Annotated in this window: 13 protein-coding genes; 6 read left to right on the top strand and 7 right to left on the bottom strand. The window is 64.2% G+C overall.

Features of this window, described 5'->3' with window-relative positions; translation table 11 throughout:
• Both pnp and ACRCSW_RS19065 read left to right on the top strand, forming a co-directional pair.
• Window positions 1–1,761: polyribonucleotide nucleotidyltransferase (gene pnp / locus ACRCSW_RS19070; protein ID WP_438707231.1), on the top strand; the 1,761-nt coding region annotated here is incomplete at its 5' end.
• Between the two features lie 212 nt (window positions 1,762–1,973).
• Window positions 1,974–3,107: a Fic family protein gene (locus ACRCSW_RS19065; protein WP_438707230.1), complete on the top strand. Its 1,134-nt coding sequence runs from the start codon at window positions 1,974–1,976 to the stop codon at window positions 3,105–3,107.
• 112 nt (window positions 3,108–3,219) lie between these two features.
• On the opposite strand, the gene ACRCSW_RS19060 is transcribed toward ACRCSW_RS19065, so the two are convergent.
• The 3 genes from ACRCSW_RS19060 to greA form a co-directional block, all read right to left on the bottom strand.
• The gene (locus ACRCSW_RS19060) at window positions 3,220–3,876 is read right to left on the bottom strand and encodes a peroxiredoxin (protein ID WP_438707229.1); all 657 of its coding nucleotides are present in this window, start codon (window positions 3,874–3,876) and stop codon (window positions 3,220–3,222) included.
• Between the two features lie 145 nt (window positions 3,877–4,021).
• Complete coding sequence (locus ACRCSW_RS19055) at window positions 4,022–5,065, bottom strand: hypothetical protein (protein ID WP_438707228.1); 1,044 nt, start codon at window positions 5,063–5,065, stop codon at window positions 4,022–4,024.
• 15 nt (window positions 5,066–5,080) lie between these two features.
• On the bottom strand, window positions 5,081–5,551 hold the full coding sequence (gene greA / locus ACRCSW_RS19050; RefSeq protein ID WP_438707227.1) for a transcription elongation factor GreA: 471 nt from the start codon (window positions 5,549–5,551) through the stop codon (window positions 5,081–5,083).
• 283 nt (window positions 5,552–5,834) lie between these two features.
• On the opposite strand from greA, the gene ACRCSW_RS19045 reads away from it, so the two are divergent.
• From ACRCSW_RS19045 to ACRCSW_RS19035, 3 genes are all read left to right on the top strand, one after another.
• Window positions 5,835–7,481, top strand: a complete 1,647-nt coding sequence (locus tag ACRCSW_RS19045) for a 4Fe-4S dicluster domain-containing protein (protein ID WP_438707226.1) — start codon at window positions 5,835–5,837, stop codon at window positions 7,479–7,481.
• A 130-nt stretch (window positions 7,482–7,611) separates the two neighbouring features.
• Window positions 7,612–9,327: a tetratricopeptide repeat protein gene (locus tag ACRCSW_RS19040; protein WP_438707225.1), complete on the top strand. Its 1,716-nt coding sequence runs from the start codon at window positions 7,612–7,614 to the stop codon at window positions 9,325–9,327.
• Window positions 9,317–10,255 carry a 4-(cytidine 5'-diphospho)-2-C-methyl-D-erythritol kinase gene (locus ACRCSW_RS19035; protein ID WP_438707224.1) on the top strand — a complete coding sequence of 313 codons (939 nt, stop codon included), beginning with the start codon at window positions 9,317–9,319 and terminating at the stop codon, window positions 10,253–10,255. Before ACRCSW_RS19040 ends, ACRCSW_RS19035 begins: the two co-directional genes overlap by 11 nt.
• 72 nt (window positions 10,256–10,327) lie before the next feature.
• On the opposite strand, the gene fliP is transcribed toward ACRCSW_RS19035, so the two are convergent.
• From fliP to fliF, 4 genes are all read right to left on the bottom strand, one after another.
• Window positions 10,328–10,984, bottom strand: coding sequence for a flagellar type III secretion system pore protein FliP (fliP, locus tag ACRCSW_RS19030; protein WP_438707234.1), 657 nt, complete (start codon window positions 10,982–10,984; stop codon window positions 10,328–10,330).
• 62 nt (window positions 10,985–11,046) lie between these two features.
• The gene (locus ACRCSW_RS19025; RefSeq protein ID WP_333816075.1) at window positions 11,047–11,316 is read right to left on the bottom strand and encodes a FliM/FliN family flagellar motor switch protein; all 270 of its coding nucleotides are present in this window, start codon (window positions 11,314–11,316) and stop codon (window positions 11,047–11,049) included.
• A 9-nt stretch (window positions 11,317–11,325) separates the two neighbouring features.
• The gene (locus ACRCSW_RS19020) at window positions 11,326–11,907 is read right to left on the bottom strand and encodes a flagellar biosynthesis protein (RefSeq protein WP_438707223.1); all 582 of its coding nucleotides are present in this window, start codon (window positions 11,905–11,907) and stop codon (window positions 11,326–11,328) included.
• Complete coding sequence (gene fliF / locus ACRCSW_RS19015) at window positions 11,907–13,505, bottom strand: flagellar basal-body MS-ring/collar protein FliF (protein WP_438707222.1); 1,599 nt, start codon at window positions 13,503–13,505, stop codon at window positions 11,907–11,909. The genes ACRCSW_RS19020 and fliF overlap by 1 nt, the downstream gene beginning before the upstream one ends.
• 117 nt (window positions 13,506–13,622) lie before the next feature.
• On the opposite strand from fliF, the gene ACRCSW_RS19010 reads away from it, so the two are divergent.
• Entirely contained in the window at window positions 13,623–14,111 is a 489-nt protein-coding gene (locus ACRCSW_RS19010) for a flagellar basal body-associated FliL family protein (protein WP_438707221.1), read from the top strand.
• Window position 14,112: the final 1 nt, after the last annotated feature.

The raw sequence follows: 14,112 nt of genomic DNA, 5'->3' as shown, positions 1-14,112 counted from the left end.
ATCGTCGCGATGATCGCCGCCTCGGCCGCGCTGACCGTGTCGGGCGTTCCGTTCATGGGCCCGATCGGCGCCGCTCGCGTTGGTTTCGTCGATGGCCAGTACGTCCTGAACCCGGCGATGGACGACATGACGCAGCTGCGCATGAAGCCCGAGCAGCGGCTTGATCTTGTCATCGCGGGCACCAAAGACGCCGTGATGATGGTCGAATCGGAAGCCTACGAGCTGACCGAAGAGGAAATGCTCGGTGCCGTCGTCTTCGGCCACCAGCAGATGCAGCCGGTGATCGACCTGATCATGGCGTTTGCCGAAGACTCGGCCAAGGACCCCTACGATTTCACCCCTCCCGATTTCTCGGCGCTTTATGGCAAGGTGAAAAAGGCCGGTGAGGCGCTGATGCGCGGTGCCTTCGCGCTCCGCGACAAGCAGGAACGTACCACCGCGATCGAAGCCGCCGTTGCAGCGATCACCGCCAAGATGTCGGAAGAAGATCAAGCCGATCCGAACCTCTACCCAGCGATCAAGCAGCTGGAATCGGCGGTTCTGCGCGGCGACGTCGTGAAGAACGGCACCCGCATCGACGGGCGCGACACCAAGACCGTCCGCCCGATCGTCTGCGAAACCGGCATCCTGCCACGGACCCACGGCTCGGCTTTGTTCACCCGTGGTGAGACGCAGGGCCTTGTCGTGACCACGCTCGGCACCGGCGAAGATGAGCAGATCATCGATGCGCTGAACGGCAACTACCGGTCGAACTTCATGCTGCACTACAACTTCCCTCCCTATTCGGTGGGTGAAGTTGGCCGCGTGGGCAGCCCAGGCCGCCGCGAAATCGGCCACGGCAAGCTCGCCTGGCGCGCGCTGCAGGCGGTTCTGCCAGCTCCGACCGACTTCCCCTACACGATCCGCGTCGTGTCCGAGATCACCGAATCGAACGGTTCGTCCTCGATGGCGTCGGTCTGCGGCGGGTCCTTGTCCATGATGGACGCAGGCGTTCCGCTGAAGGCTCCGGTGGCTGGTGTCGCCATGGGCCTGATCCTGGAAGATGACGGCAAATGGGCCGTGCTGACCGACATCCTTGGCGACGAGGATCACCTCGGCGACATGGACTTCAAGGTTGCCGGAACCGAAGCGGGCATCACCAGCCTGCAGATGGACATCAAGATCGCAGGCATCACGCCCGAGATCATGAAGCAGGCGCTGGCGCAGGCGAAAGACGGCCGGATTCACATCCTCGGCGAAATGGCCAAGGCGCTGACCTCGGCCCAGGCGTTCAGCGAATACGCCCCGAAGATCGAAACGATGAGTATCCCGACCGACAAGATCCGCGAAGTGATCGGCTCGGGCGGCAAAGTCATCCGCGAGATCGTGGAAACGAGCGGAGCGAAGGTCGACATCAACGACGACGGCGTGATCAAGATCGCCTCGAACGACCAGAAGGCCATCAAGCGCGCCTATGACATGATCTGGTCGATCGTGGCGGAACCCGAAGAGGGCCAGGTCTACACCGGCAAGGTGGTGAAACTGGTCGACTTCGGCGCCTTCGTGAACTTCTTCGGCAAGCGCGATGGTCTGGTGCACGTCTCCCAGATCGCCAACAAGCGGTTGAACCACCCGAACGAGCTTCTGAAGGAAGGCCAGGAGGTCAAGGTCAAGCTCCTGGGCTTCGACGACCGCGGCAAGGTGCGCCTTGGCATGAAGATGGTCGACCAGGAGACCGGTGAGGAAATCACCGAGAAGAAAGAAGAAGCGGCCGAAAGCTGAGCTTTCCATCCGATGTAACAAAGGCCCCGGTGGAAACGCCGGGGCTTTTTTGATGGCAATATCGCGCGGAATCCGGTTGCCAATCGCCTTTGACGGGCATCGACTGCCATCAAAGCAGCTTGACGGCAGAATCGACATGAATTCCGTTGTCAAACTGATTTGCCATCGGTAGCCTGTCATCAATCCCGTTAGATGGCAGAAAAGGGCGCAATATGGCCGTCAAACCGCTCGACCTCAGCCAGGCCGTTTCCTACCACACAAACGCCTTCCCACCCGGAACGCTGGACTACGCAAGAATCCTGCCTGCCGTAGCCGAGGCCTCTGCCTCACTTGCCCACTATGACGCCAAGATGTCCGGCATGGTGAACGCAGACTTGCTTCTCGCCCCGCTCAAGCGCCAGGACGCGATCTCTTCGTCGCGAATGGAAGGCACCTTCTCCACGATAGAAGACCTCTACCGGCTTGAGGCCGAAGAGGACGCCCGCTCTGGCGATCCCTATGCCGAAGCCCGCAATGACGATGTGGAAACCTATCTGTATTCCCGAGCCTTGCGTGGCGCGCAGGATGCGCTGGCCGCAGGCCAACCGCTCTCCGAACACCTCATCCGCAGCGCTCACCAAACCCTGCTGGCCTTCGGTCGGGGCGCCGCCAAACGGCCTGGCTCGTACAAGAACGAACAGAACTACATAGGCGACGGACGCGGAGGCGTTGTGCGTTTCATCCCGATCTCGCCCGAACAGCTTGCTCCAGCCATGCAGCGTCTGGTCGCCTACATCGAACACGGCCCAGACCTTCCCTTGCTTCGGGTCGCCCTAGCGCATGTCGAATTCGAGGCGCTCCACCCGTTCGCCGATGGCAATGGCCGCATTGGACGGATGCTCATCACCCTCATGCTCTGGCGCTTCCGTCTTTTGCACAGCCCCAACTTCTTCGTGTCCGGCTACTTCGAAGACCACAAGGCCGACTATGTTGAACGCATGCGGGCCGTCTCTGCCGATGGGGACTGGTCCGGCTGGATCGTGTTCTTCCTGACAGCACTGCACGAGCAGGCCCAACTCAACATCCGGACCGCAGGCGAAATCCTCGACCTTTACGCCCTGATGCGAGAGCGTTTCCGCACACTTCTGAACTCACAATACCACGACAAGGCGCTGGACTTCGTCTTTGCGAAGCCCGTGTTCTACAATGACCTTTTCGTCGACCGCTCAGGCATTCCCGCGACCACCGCCCGCGCCCTGTCCCGTCGCCTTGTCGAAGCACGACTGCTCCGCACACTCTCGCCCGCCTCTGGACGGCGCGCCGCTCTCTATGCTTTCGATCCGCTTCTTGATCTGTTGAAAATGTGAGCCGACGCCGCGGCACCGTCCGGCCACTCCTTACCGAAAGGTAAACGGTCACCTAACCTGTTGATCTTGCGTCTATGTCCGGGATGTCCCACCGTGGGACATCCCGTCCAGTTCAAGCAGGCGACTTAGCGAACCGCAGATAGGGCAGCTTGATGTCCAGCTCGCCAAACCGCTCCTTCGCCTGGTCATTGTTCAGCGCCAAAGCGACGATCACGTCCTGCCCCGGCACCCAGTTCGCGGGGGTGGCCAGCGGCACGCCGTCGGTCTTCTGCACCGCATCCAGCGCGCGGAGGATTTCCGCGAAGTTCCGGCCGATGGACATCGGGTAGGTCATCGACAGGCGGATCTTCTTGTCCGGCCCGACGATGTAGACCGTCCGGACGGTCGCCGAGTTGGCCGGGGTGCGGCCCTCGGTCGGCAGGTAGTAGTCGGCCGGAAGCATGTCATAGGCCTTGGCGACCGTCAGGCTGGTGTCGTCGATGATCGGGAAATCTGCCGGAGCGCCGCCGAACGCCTCGATGTCGCGCTTCCACTTGCCGTGATCGGCGACGCTGTCCACCGACACCCCGATGACCTTGGTCTTCCGTTTGGCCCATTCCGCCGCAAGCTGGGCCACTGCGGCGAATTCGGTCGTGCAGACGGGGGTAAAGTCACGCGGGTGGCTGAAGATGATGCCGTAGCTGTCGCCCAGCCACTCGTGGAAGTGGATCGTGCCGGCGGTGCTTTCAGCGGTGAAGTCGGGGGCTACGTCGTTGATGCGGATGGCCATGGTAACCTCGGGTGGTTGGAATCCTGTCTGCGGTGAACTTAGGCGAAACGGAACAGAGTTTCATCCCTTTGCATTCCTCAACCCTCAAATAGGAAAGACGTTCCAGCAAGGCGACAGCTGGCGAAAAGAACGTCCTTCACACCCTTCAGTCGAAAGTACCGGTGACCCGGCCGAACAGCATGAAGGCCCGCGCGGTGCGGGTGTCGGCCAGCTCGGCCAGCTCGGCATCGGTGGCGTTCGGCTCGAAGGCGGCGACGGTCTTGTCGAAGCTGCGCAGGAAATGGTGGGCGGCGTCGCGGAAGACGGGGTCGGATTTCATCCGCGAGGCGGTCAGCGCCAGCGACGTGCGGTCGCGGATCCCGCCCAGGGCGGCAATCGACCGGCCACGCTCGCCCCCGGCAAAGCGGCGCCAGACTTCGGGGTGGCACAGGTCGGGCTGCAGGTCGTCCATGTAGATGCCGTCCTGGCTGAGAAGCGTCAGCACATCCTGCGCGGCGCGGATCAGCTTGGCTGATGTGCGGTCCTCCAACGCAAGCCGAAGGGCACGGAAGCCTTCCTTGTCTTCGGGCGTTTCGGGGAATTGCAGCGCCCGGATGAAGTCGGAAACCGAAAGCGGCGGACGAAAGTCCTCGGTCGGGGTGCCAAGCGCAAGCGCGGGCTGTTCCGCGGCGGGCTCGGCGTAAGGTGCGGCCAGCGCCGCCTTTCGGTCCGCGGACGGAACAGAAAGCGAGCTATCGCGGCGCGAGGTAAAGGTCGCAAGCACAGTCTCGGCGTGTTTCGTCGAATGGGCGATCTCGTCGATCTTCTTCTCGACCGAGGACTTCAGACCCGAGGGCTGCGACTGAATCTGCAGCTGCGTCTGCACATAGCTTGACCGCATGGCATCAACCGCTGCCTGCAGCCGTCCCGCCTCGGCCCGAAGCTCGCGGATCGACCGAAGGGTGATCACCACCGCCCAGATCAGCGCGATGGGCAGAAAGACCATGAGCACAGTCATGACCAGCCCCAGCGTCCGGGTCTCGCTGCCGGGCGGAGAGATCAGGACATAGACCAGGATCAGCAGCACCCAGATCAGGCTTAGCGCAATGCCGCCGATCTCGATCCCGCGGCGCGGGGTATCGTTCAGCTGGGCCAAAGGACCGGAGCCGAGACTGCTTTCCTTGCTGGGCATGTCCTTGACTGGTTTCACCAGGGCGTCCCCTGATCAGGTGTAGCGGATCGACAGGATTTCGTAGGACCGGGTCCCGCCCGGGGTCTTCACTTCGACGCTGTCGCCTTCGTCCTTCCCGATCAGCGCACGGGCCAGGGGCGAGCGCATGTTCAGAAGCCCGTTTTCGATGTCGGCTTCGGTCTCGCCGACGATCTGATAGGTCTTCTCGTCGCCGTTGTCCTCGTCCGCCAGCGTCACGGTCGCGCCGAACTTGATGGGTCCGGAAAAACGCGTCGGGTCAATGACATCGGCCTTGGACAGGATGCCCTCAAGCTCTTTGATGCGGCCTTCGATGAAGCCCTGCTTTTCCCGCGCCGCGTGATACTCGGCGTTCTCGGACAGGTCGCCATGCTCGCGCGCCTCGGCGATATCACGGATGATCGCCGGACGGTCGACCGTCTTCAGCTGCTTCAACTCGTTATCCAGCGCGTCGAAGCCGCGCCGGGTCATCGGAATCTTGTCCATAGGCCTTCCACATCAAAAGAAGAAGTCACGGACCGGGTTCCGGCCCATGACTTCGGACTTGTCTTGCAGCCACCTCACCCGAAGGAGCCCGCAATTGCAAGGGGCATGCCGCGCGCAGGCGACGGTCCGTCGTCTGGAAGACAGATCGTCCTTCGCGGGGCTGGCCAGCTGGTGATGATGTTGCGTCACGGTTGACCTCTGCCGCGTCCTGCGGCAACAGGAATGCCGCATAAGGCCAGCAAGTCAGGGCGGGCCCGATCCGCCCCAGGGGGAAGGACAAGCGATGACCGCGATCCAGCGTGAGAAGATGGACTATGATGTCGTGATCGTGGGCGCAGGCCCCGCGGGCCTTTCCGCCGCGATCAGGCTGAAGCAGCTGGATCCCGAACGATCGGTGGTGGTGCTTGAGAAGGGCTCGGAAGTCGGCGCCCATATCCTTTCGGGCGCGGTCCTTGATCCTTCGGGCCTGGATGCCCTGCTGCCCGACTGGCGCAACATGGACGCGCCGATCAAGACGCCGGTGAAAGAGGACAACTTCTACCTCCTCGGCCCCGCCGGCAAGGTCCGCATCCCGAACTGGCCCATGCCGCCGTTCATGTCGAACCACGGCAACTACATCGTCTCGATGGCCAACGTCTGCCGCTGGATGGCAGGTGTGGCTGAGGGCCTTGGCGTCGAAATCTTCCCCGGCATGGCCTGCAGCGAGCTTGTCTACGAAGGCGACACGGTTGTCGGCGTGGTGGCCGGCGAGTTCGGACGCGACCCCGAGACCCGTGAGCCGGGGCCGTCCTACGAACCGGGGATGGAGCTGCGCGGCAAGTATGTCTTCCTGTCGGAAGGCGTGCGTGGGAGCCTGTCGAAGGAAGTCATCGAGAAGTACCAGCTGTCGAAAGGCCACTGCCCGCAGAAATTCGGCCTCGGCATGAAGGAAATCTGGGAAATCGACCCCGCCAAGCACCGCGAGGGCACGGTCACCCACACCATGGGCTGGCCGCTCGGCAAGAACGCCGGGGGCGGCAGCTTCATCTATCACCTTGAGAACAATCAGGTCTACGTCGGCTTTGTCGTCCACCTGAACTACGCCAACCCCCACCTCTACCCGTACATGGAGTTCCAGCGCTTCAAGCACCACCCGATGGTGGCCGAGCTTCTGCAGGGCGGCAAACGCATCGCCTATGGCGCCCGCGCGATCTCCGAAGGCGGCTGGCAATCGATCCCGAAGATGGTCGCCCCCGGCGTGGCGCTGCTCGGCTGCTCGGCGGGCCTGGTGAACGTGCCCCGCATCAAGGGCAACCACAACGCCATGCTCTCGGGCAAAGCCGCCGCCGAGGCCGCCCATGCGGCGATCACCTCCGGGCGGCAGGGGGACGAGCTGGACACCTATGAGGCCGAGGTCCGCAAAGGCCCGATCGGCAAGGACCTGAAGAAGGTCCGCAACGTGAAGCCCCTGTGGTCACGCTACGGCCTGACCGCCAGCCTCATGGGCGGCGGCATTGACATGTGGCTGAACACCATTGGCCTCACCGCCTTCGGCACCCTCAAGCACAAGAAGTCCGACGCCGCCGCCACCGGTCTGGCCAAGGACCACAAGCCCATCGACTACCCGAAGCCCGACGGCAAGCTCTCGTTCGACCGGCTGACCAACGTCGCCTTCAGCTTCACCAACCATGACGAAGCCCAGCCCGCCCACCTGGTCCTGAAAGACCCCAAGATCCCGATCGGGGTCAACCTGCCGCAATACGCCGAACCCGCGCAGCGCTACTGCCCGGCGGGGGTCTATGAGGTCTTAGGCGAAGGCAAGGACGCGACCTTCTGGATCAACTTCCAGAACTGCGTCCACTGCAAGACCTGCGACATCAAGGACCCGAGCCAGAACATCAACTGGACCACGCCGATGGGCGGGGGCGGGCCGAACTACCCCAATATGTGACGTCTGACCGGGTCCCGACTCACGAAAGCTTGTCCAAAATGCATAGACCCGGCCGCAAGGTCGGGTCTCGCCGCATTGCACGACACCTCGCGCCGGGCTACCCTTGGCGCCGACCGTTGAGGAGAGGCCCATGCCGCACGTCGTTTCCCGTACCCTCACCGCGCTTTTGCTGGCAGCCGTGCTCGGCACGCCGCTTCAGGCCGAGGATGACGTCGACACCGGCGCCTATCTTGCCGCGCGGGTCGCCGAGTCGCAGAACGATTTCCGCGCGGCCTCGGGCTGGTACGGCAAGGCGATCATCGCCGATGCCGGCAATCCGCAGCTCCTGGAAGGCGCCATGCTTGCCGAGCTTGGGATCGGTGACTTCACGCTGGCAACCGATGCGGCGCGCATGCGGAAAGACCTGGGCGGCGAACCCAGCCAGCTGGCCGAGCTTGTTCTGCTCGCCGACGAGGCCAAGCGTGAGGACTACGCAGCCCTGACCGTTGCGGCCGAAGCCGGGCGCGATGTCGGCGATCTGGCCAATGCGCTGGTCGCGGCCTGGGCCAAGGTCGGTGAGGGCAAAATGTCCGAGGCGCTGGAAGCCTTTGACGCCGTGACCAAGACCAAGGGCTATGAGGCGTTCGGCTTCTATCACAAAGCCCTGGCTCTGGCCTCGGTCGGCGATTTTGAAGGAGCCGACGAAATCCTCTCGGGTCGTGCTGCCGGGCCGATCTATGTCATGCGGCGCGGCGTCTTCGCCCACGCGCAGATCCTCAGCCAGCTGGAACGGAATCCCGACGCGCTGGCACTGCTGGAAAGGTCGTTCGGCACTGGCCCCGATCCGATCGTCGATGTCGTGCGCAAGCGTCTGCAAGCCGGTGAGCCGATCCCCTTCGATACGGTAAAGTCGGCCCGGGACGGCATCGCCGAGGTCTTCTTCTCGATCTCGACCGCCCTGAACGGCGAGGCTGACGCGGTCTATACGCTTCTGCACCTTCGCGTTGCGGGGTTCCTGAAGCCCGATCACTCCGACGCGCTCCTCCTCACCGCGGATGTCCTGGAAGAGCTCGGCCAGCACGAGCTTGCCGCCGAGACCTACGCGACCTTCCCGCCCGAAGACCCCTCGTTCGTCACGGCCGAAATCGGCCGGGCGGGCGCTTTGCGGTCGCAAGGCAAGACGGACGCCGCGATCGAGACGCTGCAGACACTCGCCCGGTCGCATGGCGATCTCTTGGGCGTACAGTTCGCGCTTGGCGACATGCTGCGGATGGAAGAACGCTTCGACGAGGCCGAAGTCGCCTATACCGCCGCAATCGACCTTCGCGGCGAGGTGACTGAAGACGACTGGGTCCTCTTCTTCTACCGTGGCATCTGTCACGAACAGTCGAAGGACTGGCCCCCAGCCGAGGCCGACTTCCGCCGCGCGCTGGAACTAAATCCGACCCAGCCGCAGGTCCTGAACTACCTCGGCTACGGCCTTGTGGATCGCGGCGAGAAGCTCGACGAAGCCTTGGGGATGATCGAAAAGGCCGTGGTCGGCGATCCGGATGAGGGCTACATCATCGACAGCCTGGCCTGGGCCTTGTTCAAGCTTGGCCGCTACGAAGAGGCGCTGGAACCGATGGAACGCGCGTCGCTGCTGGAGCCGGTCGATCCGATCGTGACCGACCACCTGGGCGACGTCTACTGGATGGTCGGGCGCAAGCTTGAAGCGCGCTTCCAGTGGCACCGGGCGCTGTCGTTCGAGCCGACCGAGAAGGACGCCGAACGCATCCGCCGCAAGATCGACCTTGGGCTTGATGCCGTGATGGCCGAGGAAGGCACGGCCAAGGCTCCGGTCGAGGCTGCCGAGAATGGCAACTGACGCGATCACCGAATTCGCGCCTGCCAAGATCAACCTCTGCCTCCACGTCACCGGCCGCCGCACCGACGGCTACCACCTTCTTGACAGTCTGGTGGTGTTTGCCGGGGTCGGGGATGAGGTCACTGCGACCCGAGGACAGGGTCTGACGCTGGAAATCATCGGGCCCGGGGCTGCTGGGCTGGATGCGGGCGAAGACAATCTCGTCCTTCGGGCCGCGCGGGCGATGGGCGTTGCCGATGCCCACCTGACCCTCTGGAAAGCGCTTCCGATCGCATCCGGGATCGGCGGTGGCTCTGCCGATGCCGCCGCGACGCTTCGGGCTTTGGCGCGCCTGACCGGGCGGCCGCTGCCAGACCCGGCGGCGGTCCTGGCCCTGGGGGCCGATGTTCCGGTTTGCCTCGCTGGGCACGCAGTAAGGATGCGGGGTGTTGGCGAAGCCCTTTCCCCCTTGCCTCAGTTGCCGCCGCTCGCCTGCCTTCTGGTCAATCCCCGCGTGCCCGTGCCGACGTCGCAAGTCTTCGCCGGGCTCGCCTCGCGGCAGAACCCTGGCCTGCCTGAAGTTCCGTCTGCCGCCTTGCGATCAGCTGCCGATTTCGCAGCCTGGCTTGAAGGTCACACCAGGAACGATATGGTCCCGGCGGCGCGCACCATTGCGCCGGTTCTGGGTCAGGCGCAGTCGGCTTTGGAGGCCGTTCCCGGCTGTCTTCTGGCACGGATGTCCGGATCAGGTGGCACCCACTTCGGCCTTTTCGCAACCCTCGCTGAAGCCACCGTAGCGGAACGCACGATCCGAGCCGCGGACCCCGGCTGGTGGACCGCAGTGGCGGATGTGCAAGACCACGCCGCCGCTCCTGACCAAGCCTTGACCGCGCCGGAACCGGGGCGAAAGCAAGCATCGTCCGAGGGGCCAAAAGTTAAGCAATCCTGAACGGATACCAGTTAAGTATCTGAAATCATTTGACCGAAAGTCCTGCGCACTGTGCCCACTTCCCGGACCGGGTCAGAAGTAGCTCCTGACCAGCGCCCCCGAAATCAGTGCCCACCCGTCCGCCACCACGAAGAAGATCAGCTTGAACGGCAGCGCCACGACCGCAGGCGGCACCATCATCATCCCCATCGACATCAGGATCGCAGCCACTACAAGGTCGATGATCAGGAACGGCAGGAAGATCATGAACCCGATCTCGAACGCCCGCTGGATTTCCGACAGCAGGAACGACGGCACCAGCAGCGACAGCGGGGCCTCAGCCGCCGGGACCGGGTCCGCAGGCCGCAGGTCGGCAAGCGTCTGCAAGGTCTCCGGATCGACCCGCAGCGCCATGAACTCGCGGAACGGCAGGATCGCAGCCTGAAGTCCGGGCCCGACCTCCATCTGCCCGTTCGTCATGGGTTCGATCCCGGTGGTCCAGGCCTGGGTGAAGACGGGGTCCATCACGTACCAGGTCAGGAACAGCGAGAGGCTGATGATCAGCATGTTCGGCGGCGCCTGCTGCAGCCCGATGGCCTGCCGCAGGATCGAGAGCACGGTGACGATGAAGGGGAAACAAGTCACCATCACCGCCAGCCCCGGCACGATGCTGAGGACGGTGACGAGAAGGAGCAGTTGAACCGACCGCAGCGACAGCGACTCCCCGCCACCCCCGAAGTCGATCGACATCTCCTGCGCCAGCGCCGGCCCGGCCAGCAAGACCAGGGTCAGACTTAGGAGAAGCCCGAACCTCACAGCCCACCCCGAAGATTGGCGACCTCGGTCAGTCGAACCGCCAGCTGCCCGGCATTGTCCCCCTCCAGCTCCGTAAGCTCCCCACGCGCGATCAGGCGGTCGCCCACATAAAGCTCCACCGGGTCGTCGACCCTGCGGTCAAGCTGCAGGACCGCGTCTTTCGACAGGCGCAGCAGGTCACGCACCAGGGGCCGCGCCCGGCCGACCGAGATCGTGACCTCGATCGGAACCTGGCTGAAGGGATTGGTATCGGCGATGTCTTCCATGATGCGTCCTCAGGTGTTGAGGTTGAAGAAAGCCCGCACGGCGGCGGCGATGTCAGCGCTGACCTGGGCAAGGTCAACCTTGGTCTCAGCGGTTCCGAAGCGGATGTAGACCTGGCCCTCGGGCAGCGAGGGTTCTTCCTCGATCACCATCGGCAGCCCGGTCGCCTGGGCCACAAGATCCTCGACCTGCGACCGGACGGCAGGGTTCAGGACTAGCGTCAGAGGGGCATCCGACAGCTCATCGGCAATCGGCATCAGGGTTTCCAGCACGGTCGGTGCAAGCGCCTCGTGAGCAACTTCGGGCAGCAGGCGGTTGATCATCTCAAGCATCAGCGGGCGGATCGATTGCAGGACATGGCTGCGCGCGTCCTGAAAGGTGAAGGAGAGGCTCTGCAGGTTCCGCGCCAGATCGGCACGGATGCGGGTCTGATCACCCTGCTGGGCAGCAGCAGCGTCGTCCCAGCCGGCGGAATAGCCTTGCTCGAAGGACGAGACCTTGGCCTCTTCCACGGCGGTCAGCTCGACCAACGGCTGGAGTGAGCCATCCTGGGCGGGCGCAGTGTCGAAAACTTCAAGACGCACGATGGGCATCAGGCACGCTCCTCCTCATGCTCCATCCAGCCCCGCAAGATCTCGATCGACTCGCTCTGCCGCTCTTCGATCAGGCGGCGCAGGCGGGTGGCTGGGTCTTCCTCGACGCTGTCAGGTCCGCCCGCGCGGCGAACGTCAGCGAAGGAACCATAGTCGAAGCCGTCATCGACGACGCCATCCAGGGCGACCGTGGCCGAAGCCCCGACAGGTGGCAGTGCGAGCGGTTGCGGCGCTGCAGCCAGTGCAGGCCGGGCCGCAGAGGTCAGGACCGGCCTGACCACGAAGAGACCAAGCACGAGCACCACCAAAGCCAGCACCCCGGTCTGGATCATCGACATCACGTCGATCCGGCCGATCTGCGGCAAGAGGCTTGCTGTGGCCTCGGTGCCTTCGGCTGCGGGAAGTTCCTGGAACTCCAGCGACTTCAGCGTCAGGATATCGCCGCGCACTTCGTCCAGGCCCGCCGCGGAGGCGACCAGCTCACGCAGGGTTGCCAGCTCGTCGTCCGGTCGGGGGGTCCAGCTGCGGGTGCCATCGGCGCCGACGGTCACGACGCCGTCGACCATCACTGCCACGGTCATCCTCCGCACCGCGCCGGGTGTGCGGAGGATCTCGCGCTGGGTTTCCGAGACCTCGTAGTTCACCCGCTCCGTCGTCTCGGAAGACTGGCTTTTGCCCTGTCCGCCGCCGTCGGCGTCACCCTCGGGCAAGTTCGAGGCCACCGTGACCTCACCACCTGGCTGGGTGCTTGAATCGGTGCTCTCCGTGGTCTCCGACGAAATGGCTACCCGCCCCTGCGGGTCGAAGCGGCGCTCGGTAATCGCTTCCCGGTCCGAGATCAGGTCAACGGACACCTCGACGACAGCCTTGCCCGGCCCCACTCGCGCGGCAAGCAGACGCTCGACACTGCCCTTGATCGCGGCGGCCCGGTCTGCCGCATCGCCTGCGTTGAACTCTGCAGTCTCCTGCCCGCCGATCAGCCCGGAAACCGTATCGATGATCTGCACCGCTTCGGGCTTCATCCCCGCGACCGCGCTTGCCACCAGATGCCGGATCGCCCTGGCCTGCGCTTCGCTGAGTGAACCGGAGGCCGTTGTCAGCGTGACAGAGGCGGTGGCCTCGGTCTCGGGCTGGAAGGCGCGGGTCGGGGCGCTTGCGATATGGACGCGGGCTGCCTTGACCTCAGGCATCGCGAGGAGCGTGCGCGCGATCTCCCCCTCTTTCGCGCGCCAGTAGGCCGCGTCGAACATCTGCGATGTGGTGCCAAAGCCCGAGAGCGAATCGAGGAGCTCATAGCCCCCGCCACCCGCAGCGGGCAGCCCTTCGGCCGCAAGCGCCATGCGCAGGCTGTCGCGTTGCGAGACGTCGACCAAAATCGAATCGCCGGAAATCTCATAGGCCACCCCGCGCTGATCGAGCGCGGTCACCACCTCTCCAGCCGCGGCGGGTTCCAGGCCCGCGTAGAGGAGCCCCATTTCAGGCCGCCCCGCCATTCGGCTAAGCCCGAGGACCGCCGCAAACATGGCAACAGTCGCGCCGACAACGATGATGCGGCGGCGCAGATCAAGGGAAGACCAGATGGCGATCACGTTCTGCAAGGCTTGTCTCCGGCTCCGGCGGTTCTGCCGTGCGCTCACCTTTGGCCGGTTCGGCTTAACAATCGGTTAGTGACCTTTGGCCTATGGTCGGGCTGTCCCGGTAAACGGAGGGCGGTCATGGCAACGGCGGAAGCCACAGTTGAAGCAGAACCGAAGAAGCGGTCGAAGAAGCCGCTTCTGATCGGGCTTGTGCTTGCGTTGGTCCTTGGCGGTGGCGGGTTCTACGCCACCTTTTCCGGAATGATCCTGGGCGGCGGCGCGGGCGGGGACCATGCCGAGGAAGAGCATGCGCCCGGCCCGCTGCAGGGCATCGCCTTTGTGCCGCTGCAGACGATGGTCATCTCTCTTGGCGCCGATTCGGGCAGTGAGCACCTGCGCTTCACGGCACAGCTTGAGGTGGTCAAAAGTGCCGCGGACGACGTCACCACTTTGACCCCCCGCATTCTGGACGTCCTGAACAGCTATCTTCGTGCCATCGACACCGCCTCGATCGAGGATCCGCAGGCGATGGCGCGGCTCAGGGCGCAGATGCTGCGCCGCATCCAGGTCGTCACGGGCGAGGGCCGGGTGCGCGACCTTCTGATCACCGAATTCGTGCTGAACTAGG

Origin of the sequence: Tabrizicola sp. (assembly GCF_051645465.1) — a bacterium.
Classification (GTDB): Bacteria; Pseudomonadota; Alphaproteobacteria; order Rhodobacterales; family Rhodobacteraceae; genus Tabrizicola.
This window is presented reverse-complemented; position numbering and strand designations above follow the sequence as displayed.